The organism is Bacillus sp. PS217, assembly GCF_037963535.1.
Taxonomy (GTDB): Bacteria; Bacillota; Bacilli; order Bacillales; family Bacillaceae; genus Bacillus; species Bacillus subtilis.
This window is the reverse complement of sequence record NZ_CP150157.1, coordinates 3,389,829-3,412,644: the sequence shown is the minus strand read 5'-3', so window position 1 is coordinate 3,412,644 and position 22,816 is coordinate 3,389,829. Positions and strand designations below refer to the sequence as shown.

General features: G+C 45.4%; 19 protein-coding genes and 1 other RNA gene. 18 read left to right on the top strand and 2 right to left on the bottom strand.

Annotation, left to right across the window (positions count from 1 at the left end; translation table 11 throughout):
* The first annotated feature begins 7 nt into the window (after positions 1–7).
* The 9 genes from rnr to azoRB all read left to right on the top strand — a co-directional run bounded on the left by rnr (position 8) and on the right by azoRB (position 8,770).
* The gene (gene rnr / locus NSQ83_RS17770; protein WP_198878504.1) at positions 8–2,347 is read left to right on the top strand and encodes a ribonuclease R; all 2,340 of its coding nucleotides are present in this window, start codon (positions 8–10) and stop codon (positions 2,345–2,347) included.
* A gap of 144 nt (positions 2,348–2,491) precedes the next feature.
* Entirely contained in the window at positions 2,492–2,962 is a 471-nt protein-coding gene (gene smpB, locus NSQ83_RS17765; protein ID WP_003220025.1) for an SsrA-binding protein, read from the top strand.
* 178 nt (positions 2,963–3,140) lie between these two features.
* Positions 3,141–3,503: a transfer-messenger RNA gene (gene ssrA, locus NSQ83_RS17760) on the top strand.
* A 182-nt stretch (positions 3,504–3,685) separates the two neighbouring features.
* Positions 3,686–4,480 (top strand): SDR family oxidoreductase, encoded by a 795-nt coding sequence (locus NSQ83_RS17755; RefSeq protein ID WP_003228388.1) that lies wholly within the window; start codon positions 3,686–3,688, stop codon positions 4,478–4,480.
* A 109-nt stretch (positions 4,481–4,589) separates the two neighbouring features.
* Positions 4,590–5,162, top strand: a complete 573-nt coding sequence (locus NSQ83_RS17750) for a TetR/AcrR family transcriptional regulator (protein ID WP_003228390.1) — start codon at positions 4,590–4,592, stop codon at positions 5,160–5,162.
* Positions 5,159–5,518, top strand: a complete 360-nt coding sequence (locus NSQ83_RS17745; RefSeq protein WP_038427910.1) for a multidrug efflux SMR transporter — start codon at positions 5,159–5,161, stop codon at positions 5,516–5,518. The genes NSQ83_RS17750 and NSQ83_RS17745 overlap by 4 nt, the downstream gene beginning before the upstream one ends.
* The gene (locus tag NSQ83_RS17740) at positions 5,515–5,916 is read left to right on the top strand and encodes a YvaD family protein (RefSeq protein WP_003242541.1); all 402 of its coding nucleotides are present in this window, start codon (positions 5,515–5,517) and stop codon (positions 5,914–5,916) included. Before NSQ83_RS17745 ends, NSQ83_RS17740 begins: the two co-directional genes overlap by 4 nt.
* Before the next feature lie 163 nt (positions 5,917–6,079).
* Positions 6,080–7,975 (top strand): FUSC family protein, encoded by a 1,896-nt coding sequence (locus NSQ83_RS17735; protein WP_339238718.1) that lies wholly within the window; start codon positions 6,080–6,082, stop codon positions 7,973–7,975.
* A gap of 159 nt (positions 7,976–8,134) precedes the next feature.
* A complete protein-coding gene (azoRB, locus tag NSQ83_RS17730) occupies positions 8,135–8,770 on the top strand; it encodes an FMN-dependent NADH-azoreductase AzoRB (protein WP_003243587.1) in 636 nt (211 codons plus the stop codon).
* A gap of 36 nt (positions 8,771–8,806) precedes the next feature.
* Here azoRB and iolW read toward each other — a convergent pair whose 3' ends face one another.
* Entirely contained in the window at positions 8,807–9,883 is a 1,077-nt protein-coding gene (gene iolW, locus NSQ83_RS17725) for a scyllo-inositol 2-dehydrogenase (RefSeq protein WP_160221814.1), read from the bottom strand.
* 127 nt (positions 9,884–10,010) lie between these two features.
* On the opposite strand from iolW, the gene csoR reads away from it, so the two are divergent.
* The 7 genes from csoR to NSQ83_RS17690 all read left to right on the top strand — a co-directional run bounded on the left by csoR (position 10,011) and on the right by NSQ83_RS17690 (position 17,370).
* A complete protein-coding gene (csoR, locus tag NSQ83_RS17720; RefSeq protein ID WP_003228404.1) occupies positions 10,011–10,316 on the top strand; it encodes a copper-sensing transcriptional repressor CsoR in 306 nt (101 codons plus the stop codon).
* A 74-nt stretch (positions 10,317–10,390) separates the two neighbouring features.
* A complete protein-coding gene (gene copZ, locus NSQ83_RS17715) occupies positions 10,391–10,600 on the top strand; it encodes a copper chaperone CopZ (protein WP_003244260.1) in 210 nt (69 codons plus the stop codon).
* Positions 10,601–10,683: 83 nt separating this feature from the next.
* Positions 10,684–13,095, top strand: coding sequence for a copper-exporting P-type ATPase CopA (gene copA / locus NSQ83_RS17710; RefSeq protein WP_160221813.1), 2,412 nt, complete (start codon positions 10,684–10,686; stop codon positions 13,093–13,095).
* A gap of 159 nt (positions 13,096–13,254) precedes the next feature.
* Positions 13,255–15,363 (top strand): heavy metal translocating P-type ATPase, encoded by a 2,109-nt coding sequence (locus tag NSQ83_RS17705; protein WP_119899758.1) that lies wholly within the window; start codon positions 13,255–13,257, stop codon positions 15,361–15,363.
* Between the two features lie 119 nt (positions 15,364–15,482).
* Entirely contained in the window at positions 15,483–16,151 is a 669-nt protein-coding gene (bdbD, locus tag NSQ83_RS17700; RefSeq protein ID WP_195727728.1) for a disulfide bond formation protein BdbD, read from the top strand.
* 4 nt (positions 16,152–16,155) lie between these two features.
* The gene (locus tag NSQ83_RS17695) at positions 16,156–16,572 is read left to right on the top strand and encodes a disulfide oxidoreductase (RefSeq protein WP_003228417.1); all 417 of its coding nucleotides are present in this window, start codon (positions 16,156–16,158) and stop codon (positions 16,570–16,572) included.
* Positions 16,573–16,758: 186 nt separating this feature from the next.
* The gene (locus NSQ83_RS17690) at positions 16,759–17,370 is read left to right on the top strand and encodes a trimeric intracellular cation channel family protein (RefSeq protein WP_003228419.1); all 612 of its coding nucleotides are present in this window, start codon (positions 16,759–16,761) and stop codon (positions 17,368–17,370) included.
* Positions 17,371–17,479: 109 nt separating this feature from the next.
* Here NSQ83_RS17690 and NSQ83_RS17685 read toward each other — a convergent pair whose 3' ends face one another.
* Entirely contained in the window at positions 17,480–17,914 is a 435-nt protein-coding gene (locus tag NSQ83_RS17685; RefSeq protein WP_131228105.1) for a hypothetical protein, read from the bottom strand.
* A 579-nt stretch (positions 17,915–18,493) separates the two neighbouring features.
* Here NSQ83_RS17685 and helD point away from each other — a divergent pair.
* Both helD and NSQ83_RS17675 read left to right on the top strand, forming a co-directional pair.
* Positions 18,494–20,818, top strand: a complete 2,325-nt coding sequence (gene helD, locus NSQ83_RS17680) for a DNA helicase IV (protein ID WP_195727729.1) — start codon at positions 18,494–18,496, stop codon at positions 20,816–20,818.
* A gap of 170 nt (positions 20,819–20,988) precedes the next feature.
* Positions 20,989–22,803, top strand: a complete 1,815-nt coding sequence (locus NSQ83_RS17675) for an assimilatory sulfite reductase (NADPH) flavoprotein subunit (protein WP_198878507.1) — start codon at positions 20,989–20,991, stop codon at positions 22,801–22,803.
* Positions 22,804–22,816: the final 13 nt, after the last annotated feature.

Below are 22,816 nucleotides of genomic sequence, written 5' to 3'. Positions count from 1 at the left end.
TCGGATAATGGAAAAAGAAGCATTTATGGAAAAGCTTCTCTCGTTTATGAAGGAAGAGGCGTACAAACCTCTAACCGTTCAGGAACTTGAGGAGATGTTAAATATTACGGAAGCCGAGGAGTTTAAAGAGCTCGTCAAAGCGTTAGTCGCCTTGGAAGAAAAAGGGCTTATCGTACGGACGAGAAGCGACCGCTACGGCATTCCGGAGAAGATGAACTTAATAAAAGGAAAGATTTCAGCCCATGCGAAAGGATTCGCCTTTTTGCTGCCTGAGGATACGTCGTTAAGTGATGTGTTTATTCCGCCTAATGAGCTAAATACGGCAATGAACGGCGATATCGTCATGGTGCGTCTAAATTCACAGTCAAGCGGCTCCAGGCAGGAAGGAACCGTCATACGGATTTTAGAAAGAGCGATTCAGCGGGTTGTCGGCACGTATACAGAAACGAGAAACTTCGGCTTTGTCATTCCGGACGACAAAAAAATCACGAGTGACATCTTCATTCCGAAAAATGGGAAAAATGGAGCTGCGGAAGGGCATAAGGTTGTTGTCAAGCTGACGAGCTATCCTGAAGGCCGCATGAACGCAGAGGGTGAGGTTGAAACCATTCTCGGCCACAAAAACGACCCAGGCATTGATATTTTATCGGTCATTCATAAGCACGGCCTGCCGGGAGAATTTCCAGCTGACGCGATGGAACAGGCATCAAGTACGCCTGACACGATTGATGAAAAAGATCTGAAAGACCGCCGTGATCTCCGTGACCAGGTGATTGTCACCATTGATGGTGCGGATGCGAAGGATTTGGATGATGCAGTTACCGTGACGAAACTTGATGATGGAAGCTACAAGCTTGGCGTTCACATAGCTGATGTCAGCCATTACGTAACCGAAAACTCGCCGATTGACAAAGAAGCGCTTGAAAGAGGGACAAGTGTGTATCTGGTTGACCGTGTCATCCCGATGATTCCGCACAGATTGTCAAACGGCATCTGCTCCTTAAATCCAAAGGTTGACCGCCTGACGCTTTCTTGTGAAATGACAATTAACAGTCAGGGACAGGTGACAGAGCACGAGATCTTCCAAAGTGTCATCAAAACAACGGAAAGAATGACATATTCAGATGTGAATAAAATTCTTGTTGATGATGATGAAGAGCTGAAGCAAAAATACGAGCCTCTTGTTCCGATGTTCAAAGACATGGAGCGCCTGGCTCAAATTCTTCGCGATAAGCGGATGGACCGCGGCGCCGTTGACTTTGATTTCAAAGAAGCAAAGGTGCTTGTTAATGACGAAGGAGCGGTTAAAGACGTTGTTATCAGAGAACGCTCTGTCGCCGAGAAGCTGATTGAAGAATTTATGCTTGTGGCAAACGAAACAGTGGCAGAGCATTTCCATTGGATGAACGTCCCGTTTATATACCGGATTCACGAAGAGCCGAATGCTGAAAAGTTGCAAAAGTTTTTAGAATTTGTGACGACATTTGGCTATGTGGTGAAAGGAACGGCGGGGAATATTCATCCGCGCGCGCTGCAAAGCATTCTGGACGCTGTGCGTGACAGACCAGAGGAAACGGTTATATCTACTGTTATGCTCCGTTCGATGAAACAGGCGAAATACGACCCGCAAAGCTTGGGGCACTTCGGTCTGTCAACGGAATTCTATACGCATTTCACATCGCCGATCCGCCGTTACCCGGACTTAATCGTTCACCGTCTGATCCGAACGTATTTGATCAACGGCAAAGTCGATGAAGCGACACAGGAAAAGTGGGCTGAACGCCTGCCGGATATCGCCGAACATACATCATCAATGGAGCGCCGTGCAGTTGACGCCGAGCGTGAGACGGATGATCTGAAAAAAGCGGAATACATGCTTGATAAAATCGGTGAAGAGTTTGACGGCATGATCAGCTCTGTGACAAACTTCGGAATGTTCGTCGAGCTGCCGAATACAATTGAAGGACTCGTCCATGTCAGCTTTATGACAGATGACTACTACCGCTTTGACGAACAGCATTTCGCAATGATTGGCGAGCGGACAGGCAACGTCTTCCGCATCGGGGATGAAATCACAGTCAAGGTTGTCGATGTCAATAAAGATGAGCGCAATATCGACTTTGAAATTGTCGGCATGAAGGGCACTCCGCGGCGTCCGAGAGAATTGGACAGCAGCCGGAGCAGAAAACGCGGAAAGCCTGCCAGAAAACGTGTTCAAAGCACCAATACACCTGTTTCTCCAGCTCCGTCTGAGGAAAAAGGGGAGTGGTTCACTAAGCCGAAGAAGAAAAAGAAAAAACGCGGCTTCCAGAATGCTCCGAAACAGAAACGGAAAAAGAAGAAATAGCAGCTCAACCAGCAAATAGGGCCGCAGCGCTCTATTTGCTTTCTTTCGGAAACAGCTTTTCATTGTAGCGGTACGTGACATTTGGTAAAATAGAGCGTATCGCAAAAGGTGGACAGTTTTTCCTTAGAGAGAGGAGGTTCTGGCATGCCAAAAGGGTCAGGAAAAGTATTATCTCAAAATAAGAAAGCCAACCACGATTATTTTATAGAAGAAACCTATGAAACAGGCATCGTTCTGCAAGGAACCGAAATCAAATCGATTCGCGCCGGCCGCGTAAACCTTAAAGATTCCTTCGCCAAAATCGAACGGGGAGAAGTGTTTCTCCACAATATGCACGTCAGCCCATATGAGCAGGGAAACCGCTATAACCACGATCCGCTCCGGACAAGAAAGCTGTTAATGCACCGCAAGGAGATTAATAAGCTGATCGGGTTAACAAAGGAAAAAGGCTATTCTCTCGTTCCGCTGAAGCTGTATTTAAAAAACGGCTTTGCCAAAGTGCTTCTAGGCCTTGGAAAAGGGAAGAAGAACTATGACAAACGGGAAGATCTGAAGCGCAAGGACGCGAAGCGGGAAATCGAAAGAGCGTTCAGAGACAGTCAAAAAGGCTTCTAAAGGCGCATAGTGCTTGATTCGAAAATCAGGCCTGTGCTATACTGTGTTCACGATCAGATCACGACGCCATTCATTTGAAGGATTTGACAATTGAAAAGAGCCGTGATCATGTTATAATAAGACTATAGCCAGTTTGAGTGAGAGCTTGATATTTTCTCCCGTATTTCCCTTATACCAAGGGGACGTTACGGATTCGACAGGGATGGATCGAGCTTGAGCTGCGAGCCGAGAGGCGATCTCGTAAACACGCACTTAAATATAACTGGCAAAACTAACAGTTTTAACCAAAACGTAGCATTAGCTGCCTAATAAGCGCAGCGAGCTCTTCCTGACATTGCCTATGTGTCTGTGAAGAGCACATCCAAGTAGGCTACGCTTGCGTTCCTGTCTGAGAACGTAAGAAGAGATGAACAGACTAGCTCTCGGAAGGCCCGCCCGCAGGCAAGAAGATGAGTGAAACCATAAATATGCAGGCTACGCTCGTAGACGCTTAAGTAATCGATGTTTCTGGACGTGGGTTCGACTCCCACCGTCTCCATACATACTGACAATAAAGCAGAACCTCTCAAGAGGTTCTGCTTTATTTATTCTCCAAACCACAGGCACCAAAAAGTGCGTACTTCCATTTCAATCCCAGCTGTTTCATACTGATTGCAGAGCAGATGTTTCACCAATCAGATTTCTGTCAATAAATAAGAGGAATCAAAAACGGAGGGATGAATAATGAAGCTGAATTTACAAGGAAAAACCGCACTGGTGACCGGTTCGACATCTGGGATCGGAAAAGCTATTGCCTCTTCGTTAGCTGAAGAAGGTGCGGCAGTGATCATTAACGGACGCCGGGAAGAGAAAGTGAATCAGACGATAGATGAACTGAAAACACAACATGCTGAAGCGGTTCTTTATCCGGCTGCATTTGATTTGGGAACAGAAGAAGGCTGCAATGAGCTGTTTCAGGCATATCCAGAGGTTGATATTTTGGTCAACAATTTAGGGATTTTTGAACCGGCGGAGTACTTTGATATTCCCGACGATGAATGGTTTCGTTTTTTTGAAGTGAATATTATGAGCGGTGTAAGGCTGACACGCAGGTATTTGCATAACATGATAGAGAAAAAGGAAGGGCGTGTGATTTTCATTGCCAGTGAAGCGGCGATTATGCCGTCACAGGAAATGGCGCATTACAGTGCGACAAAAACGATGCAGCTGTCCATTTCCCGCAGTTTGGCGGAGCTGGCAACCGGCACGAATGTCACAGTCAACACCGTCATGCCGGGCTCTACCTTAACAGAGGGTGTGGAAACCATGCTGAACTCGCTGTATCCTGGTGAAAACCTGACTGTTCAAGAAGCTGAGGCACGTTTTATGAAAGAAAACCGGCCGACATCTATTATTCAAAGACTGATCCGTCCGGAAGAAATCGCCCACTTCGTTACATTTTTAAGCAGCCCGCTTTCCTCTGCGATCAATGGTGCGGCACTTCGGGCGGACGGCGGTTTGGTCCGCAGTGTCTTTTAAACCTCTCCCAACAGGAGAGGTTTTTTATATATTGTTGATTTCCATAAATTTCTGCCGTATAATATTGGTACCTAAATAGTTTTCTTGGTACCGAAAGCGGGGGATTAATGTGGAAAAAAGAATTATGGCGGAAACCATCCGGCTGATTAAGCAGAAAGGATTTTCATTTACGATGAATGATTTGGCGGCAGCGCTGGGAACGAGCAAGCGGACGCTCTATGCATATTATTCATCTAAAGATCAGCTTGTTGAGGCGGTTGTCGAACAATTTATAGCTGAAATGAAGCAAATAGAAAGAGACATCTATGAAAATGAAAGTTTAAATGTGCTTGAAAAGGTGAAAAAAATGCTGATCAGCCTTCCACAGGGGATGGAACTGCTGAACATGGGATTATTAAATGAACTAAAGAAATACCATTACGATGCGTGGCTTACATTAGACACGTTTATTAAGGCAGAATGGGCCATTGTCCTAGCATTATTAAACGAGTGCAAACAGCAAAAGAGAATCAGAAACATCAATCCGGACCTGTTTGTTCACATGTATATAGGGAGCATCAACCAAGTGTATGACCCTGAATATCCACTGAAACATCAGTTCACGACAGGAGAGGTGCTTGAATCAATTGTAGATGTTTTGTTTAACGGTATAACAGCTGATGAGGAGGCTGATGCCACGTGAATTGGGTGTTTCTATGCTTGGCGATTTTGTTTGAGGTTGCGGGAACGGTCAGCATGAAGCTATCGTCTGGTTTTACAAAGCTTATTCCCAGTTTGCTGTTGATTTTCTTTTATGGAGGGAGTCTTTTCTTTCTGACGCTTACGCTAAAATCAATAGATGTATCTGTTGCTTATGCTGTATGGTCAGGGATGGGAATCGTCCTGATTACAGTCATTGGTTTTTTGTTTTTTCAAGAACATGTGAGTGTCATGAAAGTCATTTCAATTGGTTTGATTATTGCCGGTGTTGTGTCTTTAAACCTGATCGAGCATGCTGCGGTGTCTGAGCCGGTACATAAAAGCGGGCAGTACAAATGAGATATATGAAGCTGTTTTTTCTCGTGACTGATATCGGTTTTATCTTGTACTGGCTGTCAGCCGGGTTTTCGCTCATACCGGAAAGCTGGGCTTTTAAACATCATGACCATCCGTTTATGATTGCTTGGAACTGGTCTTTTTTTCCGCTGGATATCCTGATTTCTGTCACAGGGTTGTACAGCTTGTACCTACAGCGGGTGAATCGAGCTGACTGGAAGCTGATGGCGCTGATTTCTCTTGTGCTGACCTGTTGTTCAGGTCTGCAGGCGCTATCATTCTGGACATTCAGCAGTGACTTTGATCTTGTGTGGTGGCTGTTTAATGGGTATCTATTGATTTATCCTTTATTTTTTATTCACCTGCTCTTGAAGGAAGGCAGAAGGACAAAACAGTCCTGACAGGTGCCGCTTTTATAATAAACTGATGTCATGCAAGCAGAGACGGTATAAGTCTCTGTTTTTTTATCGGGCACACCAATTGAGAAGCTAACCGCGTTTTTGGGCATACTAAAGCGAAGAAACGGGAAAAGTTCTACACATTCATTGAAAAGGATTTTGTCAAATGAACAAAACTGCTGCGAACAATCAAAGAATCATGCCTATCGTGAAGGATGCCTTTCGCATTCATGCAAATCCATTTCCTTGGAAAAAGGCTATCGGATCAGGTTTCGCTTCAGGGTTTCCTGTGCTGGTCGGTGCATTGGCAGGTCACACGGATTACGGATTAATTGCAAGTATCGGAGGCTTTGTTTATTTATATGCGGGCGGTGAATCGTACAAAAAGCGCGCCTTGAAGCTGCTCTTGGTTTCTATTGGGATCGCCCTCTCATTTGGTTTAGGGACGCTTTTGTCCGGGACGCTTTGGATGATGGCGGCTGTTTTGGGGCTGATCGGTGCAGCGGCGATGTTTATTTTTAGCGCGCTCGGCATTCAAGGCCCTGCGCCGATGTTTTTTGTCCTTGCCTTTTTAGTCAGTTCCGGGCTGCCGGCCGATCCTTCACAAGCGCTGTTCAGAGCGGGACTGACGTTTCTCGGCGGCATTTTCGCCATGGGTATCGCTTTAATCGGCTGGTTATGGAACAAACATGGACCGGAGGGAGCGGTGCTGCAAAAAACATATCATCAGCTGGCTGCATGTCTTTCAGCCGTCGGAACGCCAGGTTTTCATAACGCACAGCATCAGACGGTGCTCATGCTTAGAACAGCCCGACAAACGGTTCTTGGGAAAGGGAATAAACGGAAAAAATCGCGGCATGATGAACGGTTTTTCCGCCTGCTTGAAAAAGCTGACGACATATTCATTGCCATTATTCATTTTTCAGCTGAAACGCCGGACAGAGAGACCGCGCAGATTGAAAAGGCTCTTCGCCAAACCGGAGATATGCTTGCGCATGCAAGGGTTTCCGGTACGTTTCAGATTAATGAGAACGAATCTGAGCCTAGGCGGAAGCTGTTTGAAGAAATCAATGAGGTTTTGCATATCGCTTCAGGACGTTTTGATAAGCAGCTTGACGGGGAACCAAGCCGCCTGCCATCCTCTTTTTACTTTTTGAGAAATGCTTTTGACTGGAAGTCTCCAGTTTTGATTAGAGCGTTAAAGTACGGAATTGTTCTGTTTGCCGCCGATATGTTTGCCCTCGCATTCGGCTTTGCACGCTCCTATTGGATTCCGCTTTCGGCAGCAGCGGTCATGCTTGGCACTACTGTTGTTTTTACGCTTCACAGGGCTATTCAGCGTTCGGCCGGAACGGTGATCGGTGTTATGCTGGCAGGCGCAATCTTGTTTTTTAAGCCGGGCGGTGTTTATCTTGCGTTATGTATTGCAGCGCTGCAATGTCTTCTTGAGATGCTGATCGTCCGCAATTATGCGCTGGCTGTTCCCTTTTTAACCGCAAATGCGCTTGTTATCACAGAAAGTATGCATGGCGGCGCGGGTGCCGGTTATTTTATGATAGCGAGGCTGACTGATGTAGCTGTCGGCAGCGTGATCGGGCTGTTGGGAACAATGCTTTTGTGGCGGCGGTTTTCAACCAAGCGGCTGCCAGAACTTGTGCGGAATGTCATCCGGCTGGAAGGGCAGTTTGTGGAGAAACTGTTAACCGGGCAAATTGCCGACGAACACAAGTTAAGGGTGAGTCTTGTCAGGCTTCGGGATGCGTATGACAAGGCGCTTGGCGAGTTTCCTCACGCGAATGCGGATGCGCTCTGGCCTGCCATTTCCGGTGCTCAGCACTTAGGGTACTATTTGCTTTCGGCCCAAGCTCACCGCCGTCCGCCTGCTCCGTTTTCTGATGAAGAGATCAACCAGCTGGGGGCGTTTTTTGAAAAGGCTGAGCAATCCTTTATAGTGAAAAGGATGCCTGCGGATATTCAAGTGCCGCATGTCCCTCATTATCCTCGAATCAGTAAAGAACTGTCCGCGCTGTATTCCGGCTTGAGAACAGCTTTTGAAAAGTAAGCTGTTTGGGAAAGTTAAATAATCTTTAATTCGAGATATTTTACTTGAAAGTAAATTTCTTTGTCTTTATAATAAAGTCTAAGAGAGACAGAATAATCATTATGCATCTGTATGATAATAATTGATGTGTGATTTTTAAAAACGAAAGGGCTGGTAAAAATGGCAAAAGTATTATATATCACTGCTCATCCGCATGACGAAGCAACTTCGTACAGTATGGCAACAGGTAAAGCATTTATCGAATCTTACAAAGAAGCGAATCCAAATGATGAAGTTGTACATATCGATTTGTACAAAGAAAACATCCCGCATATTGACGCAGATGTATTCAGCGGATGGGGAAAGCTTCAGTCAGGTACAGGCTTTGAAGAGCTTTCTGAAAGCGAAAAAGCGAAAGTAGGCCGTTTGGGAGAGCTTAGCGATCAATTTGCATCAGCTGATAAGTACGTATTTGTTACTCCTTTATGGAACTTCTCATTCCCGCCAGTGATGAAAGCGTATCTCGATTCTGTTGCTGTTGCAGGAAAATCATTCAAATACACAGAACAAGGTCCTGTCGGCTTGTTAACTGATAAAAAAGCAATTCATATCCAAGCGCGCGGCGGCTACTATTCAGAAGGCCCTGCGGCTGAGATGGAAATGGGGCACCGCTACATCGGCATCATGATGAACTTCTTCGGCGTACCATCATTCGATGGCATTTTCGTAGAGGGACATAATGCGGAGCCTGATAAAGCACAGCAAATCAAAGAAGACGCGATTGCGCGTGCGAAAGAAGCAGGAAAAACATTCTAATGAAAAAGCCTCCCCTTATTTGGGGAGGCTTTTGTTTTAGTGCTCCAGCATAATGGTTCGTTTCTCTTTACTGCTTTCCATCGCGGCTTCAATGATGCGGATGACATTAATACCTTCCTCAGCAGTGACTGGCAGCGCAGCACCTTCTCGTATGCTTTCCGCTATTTTACGGTAATAAGTAAGGTAGGAGCCATTTACTGATGGAATCGTTTCTGTTTTTTTGTCGGAGCCACGAATGGTTGTAAGCTTTCCGTAAAACTCCGGAACATCCGCACCCCAGCTGTCATCCTCTGGTTTTCTTCCCGCTCTGAGTGCGTCTTCCTGTCCGTCAATTCCATATTTGATAAAGCTGGAATCTTTTCCATGGATTTGATAACGAGGTCCGTTTGCCGGAACGATTGATCCTCCGTATAGAATGGCTTGAAGCTTGCCATAATCCAGGGTTAAATGAAAATAGTCAACCGTTTCGGCATTTTCCCGCTGGGCCATCACGTTTGCAGTCACGGCTTTAGGCATCCCAAACAAATGCAGGGTTTGGTCTATGATGTGGGAGCCGAGATCATACAGCGTACCAGTGGCAGTGCCTTCTTTTTCCCGCCACCGCGCTTGAACTTCAGGTCTGTAGCGGTCATAGGAAACTTGATATGTATTGATATCTTCAAGGGATCCTTCAGAGATCAGTTTTTTAATTGTTAAAAAATCGTTATCCCAGCGTCGGTTATGATATACGCTTAATAATACGCCTTTTTCATCGGCAGCCCTTTTTAATGTTTCCCCCTCTTCGGCCGTTGCTGTCATTGGTTTTTCCATCACAACATGTTTTCCGGCCTGTATGCATGCCATAGCATGCTCGTAATGAAGGCCGCTCGGGGTGGTGACAATGACAAGCTCAATGGCAGGGTCATTTGTGATTTCCTCAAGCTCATGTACAACCTCAGCATCTGGAAAATCCCGTTTCACTTCTTCTGTCCGAGATGTCATGATTTTGCTGATTTGATATTCATCCAGAACATCCAGCAGCGGCCCGTGAAAAACAGAACCGGACAATCCGTATCCTAATATTCCAACCTTGATCGCATCCACTTTTCTTCTCCCCTTTAAAAGCGTTATCAACAGAAGTATATACCCTCCTGATCAAATGGTAAAACCTAACTGATTCATTTTTTGCGTCGGCATGCTTAGACAACCGTTTGGACAATCAGTATAATGGGAATTAATATCATTAAACAGAGGTGTACGCATGGAAAAGCATAACGAACATAAAACATTAAACCATAAAAGCTCGAAAGAAAAGGATCAGATTACAAACCGGCTTAAGCGGATTGAGGGCCAGGTCAGAGGCATTCAAAACATGGTGGAAAACGACAGATATTGTGTAGATATTCTTGTGCAAATTTCAGCTGTTCAGGCGGCAATGAAAAATGTGGCGCTTCATTTGCTTGAGGATCATGCCCATCATTGTGTAGCAGATGCCATCAAAAGCGGAGACGGGGAACAGGCCATTTCTGAGCTTTTGGACGTATTTAAAAAGTTCACAAAATCATAAAGCGTTTTTTTATTGTAATACCCTACGGGGGTATGGTAGGATAAAAATACAAAGAATAAACAGGAGGAATTAATATGGAACAAAAAACATTGCAAGTTGAAGGAATGTCTTGTCAGCACTGCGTCAAAGCAGTAGAAACAAGCGTAGGAGAACTGGACGGCGTCAGTGCCGTTCATGTCAATCTGGAAGCGGGTAAAGTCGATGTTTCGTTTGATGCTGACAAAGTATCAGTCAAAGATATTGCGGATGCGATAGAAGATCAGGGCTATGACGTAGCCAAGTGATTCAAGGTATCGCGCCTTTAGGGAGGCGCGATATTTCTTTCATTTTTATATACCCCCCAGGCGTATATAAAGGAGTGAGTATGTTGAGTGAACAAAAGGAAATCGCGATGCAGGTCTCTGGTATGACCTGTGCGGCATGTGCTGCCAGAATTGAAAAAGGCCTGAAGCGGATGCCCGGTGTCACGGATGCCAATGTTAATCTGGCAACGGAAACATCAAATGTAATCTACGATCCTGCTGAAACAGGGACTGCAGCGATTCAAGAAAAAATAGAAAAGCTGGGCTATCACGTTGTTACAGAAAAAGCTGAATTCGATATTGAAGGCATGACCTGTGCGGCTTGCGCCAATCGGATTGAAAAACGGCTTAACAAAATAGAAGGCGTCGCAAATGCACCAGTAAACTTCGCATTAGAAACAGTTACGGTCGAATACAATCCAAAAGAAGCGTCTGTCGGCGATTTGAAAGAAGCGGTAGATAAGCTTGGATATAAGCTAAAGTTGAAGGGTGAACAGGACAGTGAGGCTGCTGCTGCTAAAAAGAAAGAAGAACGGAAGCAAACGGCGAGACTGATTTTTTCAGCTGTCCTGTCGTTTCCATTGCTTTGGGCGATGGTGAGCCATTTTACATTTACATCATTCATTTGGGTACCGGATATATTTCTCAATCCGTGGATGCAATTTGCGCTGGCGACACCAGTCCAATTTCTGATCGGCTGGCCGTTTTATGTGGGTGCTTATAAGGCGCTCAGAAATAAAAGCGCCAATATGGATGTATTGGTCGCCCTCGGTACGACGGCTGCTTACGCTTATAGTCTTTATCTTACTTTTCAAAGCCTTGGCTCTCACGGGCATACAGACGGCCTTTACTATGAAACAAGCGCGATTTTGCTGACGCTGATTTTATTAGGCAAGTTGTTTGAAACAAAAGCAAAAGGCCGTTCCTCGGATGCGATTAAAAAGCTGATGAAGCTTCAAGCGAAAACAGCGACTGTTGTAAGAGACGGACAGGAGCAAATCATCCCGATCGATGAAGTGCTTGTTAATGACATTGTTTACGTCAAACCTGGCGAACGAATTCCTGTCGACGGAGAAGTGATTGAAGGCCGCTCAGCGGTTGACGAATCGATGATTACAGGAGAAAGTCTTCCTGTTGACAAAAATCCTGGTGACAGCGTGACAGGTTCAACCGTTAACGCAAACGGCTTTCTGAAAATTAAAGCTGTCAACGTCGGAAAGGATACTGCGCTTTCTCATATCATCAAAATTGTTGAGGAAGCACAAGGGTCAAAAGCGCCGATCCAGCGTCTCGCTGACCAGATTTCAGGCATTTTTGTGCCCATTGTATTGGGGATTGCCGTTCTCACTTTTCTCATTTGGTACCTTTGGGCGGCTCCTGGCGATTTTGCTGAAGCGATCAGCAAGTTCATTGCGGTTCTTGTCATTGCCTGTCCTTGCGCCCTCGGTCTTGCCACTCCGACAAGCATAATGGCTGGATCCGGACGCGCTGCTGAATTCGGGATTTTATTTAAAGGCGGCGAGCATTTAGAAAAAACACATCGTCTCGATACAATTGTTCTTGATAAAACCGGAACCGTGACAAACGGGAAGCCGCGTCTGACAGATGCCATTCCATTCGGCCGTTTTGAAGAAAAAGATTTGCTTCAATTTGCAGCGGCAGCGGAAACGGGATCAGAGCATCCGCTTGGCGAAGCGATTATTGCTGGCGTGAAAGATAAAGGGCTTGAGATACCGAAACTTACCCGCTTTGAAGCAAAAGTCGGCGCAGGCATTTTGGCTGAAGCGGGAGGAAAAAGCATTCTCGTCGGCACAAGAAAATTAATGGAGAGCGAACAGGTTGAGCATGGGGCTCTTCTCGCCCAAATGGAAGAGCTAGAGGCCGAAGGGAAAACAGTTATGCTTGTATCCATTGATGGAGAAGCAGCGGGGCTAGTAGCAGTTGCAGATACGATTAAGGATACGTCGCGGAAGGCTGTTGCCCGTCTGAAAGAGTTGGGCCTTGATGTCATCATGATGACAGGAGACAATCGCAGAACCGCAGAAGCCATTGCGAAGGAAGCGGGAATTGCGAATATCATTGCGGAAGTCCTTCCTGAACAAAAAGCGGCGGAAATCGCCCGCTTGCAAAAAGAAGGCCGCCAGACAGCAATGGTAGGCGACGGAATTAACGATGCGCCGGCGCTTGCCACAGCTGACATCGGCATGGCGATTGGAACTGGCACGGACATTGCCATGGAAACAGCAGACATTACACTGATTCGCGGCGATCTAAACAGCATTGCAGACGCAATCCGCATGAGCAGATTGACAATGAAAAACATTAAACAAAACTTATTCTGGGCGCTTGGCTATAACAGCCTCGGCATCCCAATCGCAGCACTTGGATTTTTAGCACCGTGGATAGCAGGAGCAGCAATGGCATTCAGCTCCGTTTCCGTTGTTCTGAATGCTCTTCGCCTGCAAAAAGTAAAATGAAAAACCGGCTATATGCCGGTTTTTGTTTTTCATTGACACTTTCTTGGAAAACAACATATAATAGGTGTAACTTATATATGAGTATATGCTCATATATGTAAAGTAAATAGAATACTCATTGATACGCTTTGAAAAGGGAACCCTAAATCGGAAGGTAAGGTGAGACTAGTGAAACAGGAATACGTTCTGGACGGTTTGGATTGCAGCAATTGTGCCCGAAAAATCGAAAATGGAGTCAAAGGCATAAAAGGCATTGACGGATGCGCGGTAAATTTTGCGGCAAGCACCTTAACTGTCTCAGCCGATGGGAAAGAAGAGCAATGGGTCACGAATAAAGTAGAGAAAAAAGTGAAATCAATTGATCCGCATGTAACGGTTCGCCAAAAGCATAAAAAGAAATCAGCTGATGATGGCTATCGTAATCGAATGGTCAATATGCTGATCAGAATGGCGGCGGCTGTCATTCTCGGCGCAGCGGCATATTTGGTTCATTCGGGAACCATTGAATTTTTCCTTTTCCTCGGTGCTTATTTGATCATCGGCGGTGACATTGTCATCCGCGCAGTCAAAAACATCATCCGCGGTCAGGTGTTTGATGAGCATTTCTTAATGGCTCTTGCCACAATCGGCGCTTTTCTGATTCAGCAATACCCTGAGGGGGTCGCCGTAATGCTGTTTTATCAAATCGGTGAGCTTTTTCAAGGAGCCGCGGTCAGCCGTTCCAGAAAATCAATTAGTGCGTTAATGGACATACGGCCTGATTACGCCAATCTCAAAACAAAGAACGGCATCGAACAGGTTTCCCCGGAGGACGTTCAGACAGGAGACATCATTGTGGTTAATCCGGGAGAAAGCATACCCTTGGACGGTAAGGTCGTGCAAGGGTCAGCGATGGTTGATACATCTGCGTTGACAGGTGAGTCCGTTCCGAGAAAAGCTGCGGAAGGACAAGATGTAATGTCAGGCTTTATCAATCAAAACGGCGTTCTGCATATTGAAGTCACAAAGGGCTATCAGGAATCAGCAGTATCAAAAATATTAGACTTGGTTCAGAATGCGAGCAGCCGTAAAGCCCGGACAGAAAACTTTATCACGAAGTTTGCCAAGTATTATACACCTGCTGTTGTGATCATTGCGGTATTGCTGGCCTTTGTTCCGCCGCTTGTTCTTTCTGGCGCCGCGCTTTCCGATTGGGTGTACCGCGCGCTTATCTTTTTAGTGATTTCTTGTCCTTGTGCGCTTGTTGTCTCTATTCCGCTCGGTTTCTTCGGCGGAATCGGAGCGGCCTCAAAGGCCGGAGTGCTTGTAAAGGGAAGCAATTATTTAGAAGCCTTGAATCAAGTCAAATACGCGGTGTTTGATAAAACGGGAACACTAACAAAAGGCAGCTTTGAAGTGACAGAAATCAAACCTGCGGAAGGTTTTACAAAGGATAGATTACTTGAAGCGGCGGCATACGCTGAGCTTCATTCACAGCATCCGATTGCTGAATCTGTGCGTAAAGCTTACGGGAAAATGCTTTCCTCCGATGAGATAGAGTCATACGAAGAAATCCCCGGCCACGGCATTTTTGCAAAGGTAAATGGAACTGAGATCCTTGCCGGGAATAAAAAGCTCATGGAAAGAGAACAAATTGAGGATGTCCCGGATGAAAATGCTGGAACAATCGTACACGTTGCTGTTGATCAACACTATGCCGGAGCAATCATCATAGCGGATGAAGTAAAGGAAGACGCAGCACAGGCGGTTGCTGATCTGAAGTCGCTTGGGATCAAACAGACAGCTATGCTGACGGGTGATTCGAAACAAACGGGAGAAGCCGTCGGAAAACAGCTTGGGATTGGTGAGGTATATGCAGAGCTGCTGCCGCAAGATAAAGTCGCGCAGGTCGAAGCATTAGAAGCTAAGCTTTTGCCTAGTGAAAAACTCATTTTTGTCGGTGACGGCATCAATGATACGCCGGTGCTTGCACGCGCAGATATAGGGATCGCGATGGGAGGCCTTGGGTCAGACGCCGCGGTAGAAGCCGCAGACATCGTGCTGATGACAGATCAGCCGTCAAAAATAGCAGAAGCGATTCGGATTGCGAAACGGACACGGCGAATCGTGTGGCAAAACATCGGCTTTGCTTTAGGTGTGAAAGCGATCTTTCTCATTCTTGGAGCATTTGGAATTGCAACCATGTGGGAAGCGGTTTTCTCAGATGTCGGTGTTACACTGCTCGCTGTGGCAAACGCTATGCGCGTCATGCGTCTCAAAAACAAATAAATTGTCGGAGAGAATTCATTTTTTCGGGGTTTTCTTATCGGCGCTTGTCTTGTTAAAATAAAGAAGTGGATCAATTGCGATCCGCTTCTTTTTTAATTTTAAAACGATGAGGTGTCGGAGTGAAAAAGAAACAGCAGTCTTCTGCGAAATTCGCGGTCATCCTTACGGTTGTGGTTGTTGTATTGCTAGCAGCCATTGTCATCATTAATAACAAAACGGAACAAGGCAATGATGCGGTTTCCGGACAGCCGTCTATCAAAGGGCAGCCTGTGCTTGGCAAGGACGATGCACCGGTAACTGTAGTAGAATTCGGAGATTACAAATGTCCGTCTTGCAAGGTGTTTAACAGTGACATCTTTCCAAAAATACAAAAAGACTTTATTGATAAGGGCGATGTGAAATTTTCTTTCGTGAACGTCATGTTCCATGGAAAAGGTTCAAGGTTAGCGGCTCTTGCATCTGAAGAAGTATGGAAGGAAGACCCTGACTCTTTCTGGGATTTCCATGAAAATCTGTTCGAAAAACAGCCGGATACGGAACAGGAATGGGTAACCCCAGGCCTCCTTGGTGATCTTGCAAAAAGCACCACAAAGATAAAACCTGAGACGCTCAAGGAAAATCTTGATAAGGAAACATTCGCTTCTCAAGTGGAAAAGGATTCTGACCTTAATCAAAAAATGAACATACAGGCAACACCGACGATTTATGTCAATGATAAAGTGATCAAAAATTTTGCGGATTATGATGAAATCAAAGAGACAATAGAAAAAGAGCTGAAAGGGAAGTAACAATATGAAAAATAGAATCGTATTTTTATATGCTTCCTGGGTTGTGGCTCTTATCGCTATGCTGGGCAGCCTGTATTTCAGTGAAATCAGAAAGTTTATTCCATGTGAACTGTGCTGGTACCAGCGTATCCTCATGTATCCGCTCGTCCTGATTTTAGGCATCGCCACCTTTCAAGGGGACACACGAGTGAAAAAATATGTGCTCCCGATGGCGATTATTGGGGCATTCATTTCGATCATGCATTACTTAGAGCAAAAAGTGCCCGGCTTTAGCGGCATTAAGCCATGTGTCAGCGGCGTGCCGTGCTCGGGCCAATATATTAACTGGTTTGGTTTTATTACGATTCCATTCCTGGCCCTGATTGCTTTTATCCTGATTATCATTTTTATGTGCCTGCTGAAAGGCGAAAAATCTGAATAACAAAAAAAGCGCCCGCGTATGCCGGGCGCTTTTTTAATTTCGCAAACTCATGTCCATCAGCAATAGCCGTATTCCCTCTAAATTTATCTTTTTTTCTCATAAAAATGTTATTGATTTTACGCTTGAGCGATTATAAAATCTAGAGGTCGTCAGAAAATTTAACAAACATAAAAGGGAGTCATCAGAATGGCTTGGGAGCTGCTCAGTGTGATTGGCATCATTGCGTTTGCAGTCAGCGGCGCAATTGTTGCGATGGAAGAGGAATATGATATTTTAGGAGTTTATATATTAGGGATTGTCACAGCTTTTGGAGGAGGAGCGATCCGCAATTTGCTGATCGGTGTTCCGGTGTCAGCGCTATGGGAGCAGGGAGCGTACTTTCAAATCGCGCTTTTATCTATTACAATTGTGTTTCTGTTTCCGAAGCTGCTGCTGAAGCATTGGAATAAGTGGGGCAATTTATCAGATGCGATCGGCCTCGCTGCCTTTGCTATCCAAGGCGCACTGTATGCCGTCAAAATGGGCCATCCGCTTAGTGCCGTGATCGTGGCTGCGGTGCTGACGGGAAGCGGGGGCGGGATCATCCGCGACCTTCTTGCCGGGCGCAAACCGCTTGTGCTGAAGGCAGAAATTTATGCAGTCTGGGCGGCTCTCGGCGGTTTAATCGTCGGCTTGGGCTGGCTGGGGAACTCGTTCGGCTTATACGTTCTGTTTTTCGTGCTCGTTGTTTGCCGGGTTTGTTCCTATATGTTTAATTGGAAGCTGCCAAACCGTTCTTTTCGCTTAGATAGTCAGTAAAATAAAAGAAACCTCTCCATGACGGAGAGGTTTCTTTTATGGTAGCCTGCCGGGATCAAATAAAAAGTCCTTTTCGAATGCTGACCGCGCAGAGCAAAGCTATTGAAAATTAATAGGTAGCCCAAAAGGTATAGCTGATGGTTTTTTTAGTTCCTGTGTTAGTGAATTTGAATCTGTATTTTGTTTTGTAGCTTTTAGAAGCTTGTTTGTAACTTAAATTTGTAGAGCCTTTTTTCGTTGCATAAAAAGTTTTAACATTTTTCCAGCCTTTATTTGTCTTTTGTTGCAGAGTTGCTGTAATTTTCCCGCTGCCTGATCCGTTTGCTGTCATGTTGGCCCAAGTTCCTCGTCCTGGATAATAAATCTGAAATGTTGGCGAGTAAGTATAGTTTTTAAATGAGCCCGAATGGTAATGAGTACTCCATATTTGACCTTTTTTAACCCAATCTTTAGCTTCCGCTTTGTTGTTTACTATGTCAATTGACGTAAAACTTGTTACGGCTACGACGAATGCCAGCAACATCATAGATAGCTTTTTCTTCACTGAGTATTTCCTCCTAACTAATTCTGGTTCTTTCTTCATGTTCATATCATAAACCGAGAGAAATAATGTAACATCGTCCTATTCTCCCAAATGAAAAACTTCAATTTGTTGAAATATGTCGAAATTGGATGAAAATGACTATTTTACTGCGACTATAGATACGATAGCAAGGATGTAGTTGCTTTATGGAAGATGACAATAACAGCCAGTTTAGTCATTCTTCACGTTAGATGAACAGACAAACACGGTAAAGCTCTGCGGTGTTTTTAAAATGAAAAAGATATATTATATCGAAGATTGAATGGAATAAGGAATCGATACTGATGAAAGAGAAGAGTCGCAACCTAAGAAAAGCACGTCCAACAGTGATCAATGTGAAATCTTAAAATAAAAAAACGATCTCGAGTTGAGATCGTTTTTTTTAGTGCATATAAATAACCCAAACCTTGAACGATGTTGGGTGAATGTGCTATTATAAATTGTATTTGCCAGTTTGCATCATATATTTAATATATGTATCCAATTATATTTTACAGTATTTCATCTATGTTTGTCAACTATTTTCTGGAGGTGCCGTTCATGAATCAGCAGGATAAGGAATGGAAGGAAGAGCAGTCGAGAATAGATGAGGTGCTGAAGGAGCTCGAAAAAAAAGAGCGGTTTCTGGAAACGTCTGCGGGCGGGTTGAAGCATGATATCATCGGATTAAGAAAAAGCTTTTGGGAGGATGTTAAGGTTAATTTTGATGATGCCCATGAAGCGATTGAAACGATGGCAAGCATTAAGCAGCAGGCAGAGCTGCTGTCTGATCGGGAACAGAATCATCGGCGCATGGATCAGCAGCTCAAACGAATTCATCAATTGAAAAAATCGCCTTATTTCGGCCGGATTGATTTTATTGAAAACGGCGAGGCGGAGGCAGAGCGAATTTATATCGGTTTAGCTTCCTGTTTGGATGAGAAAGAGGAACACTTTCTGATCTATGACTGGAGGGCGCCGATATCAAGTTTGTACTACAATTATTCTCCAGGAAAAGCGGAGTACGAGGTGCCCGGTGAAACGATAGAAGGGGAAATGGTGCTGAAACGCCAGTTTATGATCAAAAACGGCACTCTCAAGGCAATGTTTAATACCGATATGACGATTGGTGATGAAATGCTGCAAGAGGTATTAAGCCATCACTCCGATACCCAAATGAAAAACATCGTGTCTACGATTCAGAAAGAACAAAATCAGATTATCCGTAATGAAAAAAGCAAGATCCTGATCGTGCAGGGAGCGGCTGGCAGCGGGAAAACATCGGCTGCGCTTCAGCGTGTCGCTTATTTGTTATACAGGCACCGTGGCGTCATTGATGCCGGACAAATCGTTTTGTTTTCTCCCAACTTCTTATTTAACAGCTATGTCTCCTCTGTTTTGCCGGAGTTAGGAGAAGAGAATATGGAGCAGGCGACGTTTCAGGAATATATCGAGCATCGTCTTGGCCGCAAGTTCAAATGTGAAAGCCCCTTTGATCAGCTCGAATATTGCCTGACCGAAACAAAGGGAGGCGATTTTCCAACAAGGCTTGCGGGAATCACATGGAAGGCGGGTTTATCCTTTCAGCAATTCATTAATGAATACGTCACACGGCTTTCCTCTGAAGGGATGATTTTTAAAAATATTATATTCCGCGGACAAAAGCTGATCACAAAGGAGCAAATTCAATCCTATTTTTACTCATTGGATCAAAATCACTCCATCCCGAATCGGATGGAGCAAACCGCGAAGTGGCTGCTGAGTGAGCTTAACAAGCTTGAGAAAAAGGAACGGCGAAAGGATTGGGTCGTTCATGAAGCTGAGCTGCTTGACAAAGAGGACTACTTGGACGTGTACAAAAAACTGCAAGAAAGGAAACGGTTCAGCGAGAGTACGTTTAACGATTATCAAAGAGAGCAGCAGCAGCTTGCCGCCATCATTGTGAAAAAAGCTTTCAAACCGCTCAAACAGGCGGTCAGACTCCTTGCATTTCTTGATGTTACACAACTTTATTTGCAATTGTTTTCTGGCTGGGGAGGAAAATTTCAGCATGAGAAGATGGCCGTGATAGGTGAGCTGACCCGTTCGGCATTTACGGATAATAAATTGCTCTATGAGGACGCGGCACCGTTTCTTTATATGCAGGATCTGATTGAGGGCAGAAAGAAAAATACGAAGATCAAACATCTATTTATTGACGAAGCCCAGGACTATTCACCGTTTCAGATGGCTTACATGAGAAGTATTTTTCCGGCTGCCAGCATGACAGTGCTCGGTGATATCAATCAGTCCATCTACGCGCATACCATACACGGGGATCAGCGTATGGATGCGTGCTTTGAGGATGATCCTGCTGAGTATGTTCGTTTAAAGAGAACATACAGATCAACAAGGCAGATTGTCGAGTTTACCAAAGCGATGCTTCAAGATGGAGCGGATATTGAGCCGTTTAATAGAAGCGGGGAAATGCCGCTCGTTGTCAAAACTGAAGGACATGAGAGCCTTTGCCAAAAGCTCGCGCAAGAAATTGGCCGGCTCAAGAAAAAAGGGCGCGAAACAATAGCCGTCATCTGCAAGACTGCGCAGCAATGCATACAGGCGCACGCCCACATGAGTGAATATACAGATGTTCGCCTGATTCATAAAGAAAATCAACCATTCCAAAAGGGTGTTTGCGTGATTCCGGTGTATTTAGCAAAGGGAATTGAATTTGACGCAGTGCTTGTCTATGATGCATCTGAAGAACACTATCATACAGAGCACGACCGCAGGCTTTTATATACTGCGTGCACCCGTGCGATGCACATGCTGGCGGTATTTTATACAGGTGAAGCCAGTCCGTTTGTAACCGCTGTGCCGCCTCACTTATATCAGATGGCTGAATGAAGAGAAGGGAGTCCTTCTCTTTTTTCTATTTACATGAAGCATAGCCGTTTTATCATTAGGATTCTTAATAGTTATCATCATGTAAATATATTTTACTTAAGCCTAGTATTCCGGTAAAGTTCAATTAGATGCAATTTTCGATCAGTTTATAACTTTGTGAGGTGGATATGTTGCAACTTCAGGTAATGAACAGTCCGTTTAATCAGGAGCAGGCAGAGCTCCTTAACCGCCTTCTGCCGACCTTGACCGAATCCCAGAAAATCTGGCTGAGCGGATACTTATCCGCGCAATTTTCCGCCCAAGAAACTGCGGGTGCGCCGGCGGCAGCTGTGTCTGCGGAAGCGGCGGCACCAGCTGTTTCAAAAGAAGTGACCGTTCTTTATGGTTCACAGACGGGAAACGCACAGGGGCTTGCAGAAAATGCCGGCAAGCAGCTTGAACAGAGCGGTTTTCAAGTGACCGTCTCATCCATGAGCGATTTTAAGCCGAATCAGCTGAAGAAGGTAACCAATCTTTTAATCGTCGTCAGTACGCATGGAGAAGGCGAGCCGCCTGATAACGCGCTGTCGTTTCATGAATTTCTGCACGGAAGACGGGCGCCTAAGCTTGAAGACCTGCGCTTTTCCGTTTTGGCGCTTGGTGACAGTTCGTACGAATTTTTCTGCCAGACAGGGAAAGAATTTGATCAGCGCTTAGAAGAACTCGGCGGAAAACGGATTTCTCCGCGCGTTGATTGCGATCTTGACTATGATGAACCGGCAGCCGAATGGCTTGAGGGTGTATTGAAAGGATTAAATGAAGCTGGGGGCGGAAGCGCCGCGCCTGCGCCGGCGGCTGCGTCACAAACCGGTGAGTCTTCGTATTCCAGAACAAACCCGTTTCGGGCTGAAGTGTTAGAAAATTTAAATTTAAACGGCAGAGGATCAAATAAAGAAACACGCCATGTGGAGCTGTCTCTTGAAGGATCTGGCCTAACTTACGAGCCTGGTGACAGCCTCGGCGTCTATCCGGAAAACGATCCGGAACTTGTCGAGCTGCTCCTTAAGGAAATGAATTGGGACCCGGAAGAAATTGTGACGCTTAATAAGCAAGGTGATGTCCGTCCGCTGAAAGAAGCGCTGATTTCTCACTATGAGATTACCGTTCTCACAAAACCGCTTCTTGAACAGGCAGCCCAGCTGACAGGGAACGATGAGCTTAGAGAGCTTTTAGCCCCGGGAAATGAGGAGAATGTAAAAGCCTATATTGAAGGTCGCGATTTGCTTGATCTCGTCCGTGACTATGGCCCATTTAGTGTATCTTCGCAGGAGTTTGTCTCGATTTTGCGAAAAATGCCTGCCCGCCTTTATTCGATTGCAAGCAGTTTATCCGCAAATCCGGATGAAGTGCATTTAACAATCGGCGCAGTCCGCTACGATGCGCACGGCCGTGAACGAAAAGGCGTCTGCTCGATTTTGTGCGCGGAACGTCTGCAGCCGGGTGACACACTGCCGGTTTATGTACAGCACAATCAAAACTTTAAGCTTCCGAAAGACCCTGAAACACCGATTATCATGGTGGGCCCTGGGACAGGCGTCGCACCTTTCCGTTCCTTTATGCAGGAGCGTGAGGAGACGGGAGCGGAAGGAAAGGCATGGATGTTCTTTGGCGATCAGCACTTTGTCACGGATTTCCTTTACCAGACAGAGTGGCAGAATTGGCTCAAAGACGGTGTGCTGACAAAAATGGATGTGGCGTTCTCACGTGATACGGAAGAAAAAGTATATGTGCAGCACCGCATGCTTGAACATAGCGCAGAATTGTTTGAATGGCTTCAAGAAGGAGCGGCTGTTTACATTTGTGGAGATGAAAAGCACATGGCGCATGACGTCCATAACACATTGCTTGAAATTATCGAAAAAGAAGGCAATATGAGCCGCGAAGAAGCGGAGGCTTATCTTGCCGATATGCAGCAGCAAAAACGCTATCAGCGTGATGTATACTGATTTGACTTGAAAG

Excerpts from the sequence above, each read along its gene's own strand:
- helD (WP_195727729.1), top strand. The coding sequence starts at position 18,494 with ATGAATCAGCAGGATAAGGAATGGAAGGAAGAGCAGTCGAGAATAGAT.
- NSQ83_RS17755 (WP_003228388.1), top strand. The coding sequence starts at position 3,686 with ATGAAGCTGAATTTACAAGGAAAAACCGCACTGGTGACCGGTTCGACA.
- NSQ83_RS17690 (WP_003228419.1), top strand. The coding sequence starts at position 16,759 with ATGGCTTGGGAGCTGCTCAGTGTGATTGGCATCATTGCGTTTGCAGTC.
- NSQ83_RS17695 (WP_003228417.1), top strand. The coding sequence starts at position 16,156 with ATGAAAAATAGAATCGTATTTTTATATGCTTCCTGGGTTGTGGCTCTT.
- rnr (WP_198878504.1), top strand. The coding sequence starts at position 8 with ATGGAAAAAGAAGCATTTATGGAAAAGCTTCTCTCGTTTATGAAGGAA.
- NSQ83_RS17735 (WP_339238718.1), top strand. The coding sequence starts at position 6,080 with ATGAACAAAACTGCTGCGAACAATCAAAGAATCATGCCTATCGTGAAG.
- azoRB (WP_003243587.1), top strand. The coding sequence starts at position 8,135 with ATGGCAAAAGTATTATATATCACTGCTCATCCGCATGACGAAGCAACT.
- copZ (WP_003244260.1), top strand. The coding sequence starts at position 10,391 with ATGGAACAAAAAACATTGCAAGTTGAAGGAATGTCTTGTCAGCACTGC.
- csoR (WP_003228404.1), top strand. The coding sequence starts at position 10,011 with ATGGAAAAGCATAACGAACATAAAACATTAAACCATAAAAGCTCGAAA.
- smpB (WP_003220025.1), top strand. The coding sequence starts at position 2,492 with ATGCCAAAAGGGTCAGGAAAAGTATTATCTCAAAATAAGAAAGCCAAC.
- NSQ83_RS17740 (WP_003242541.1), top strand. The coding sequence starts at position 5,515 with ATGAGATATATGAAGCTGTTTTTTCTCGTGACTGATATCGGTTTTATC.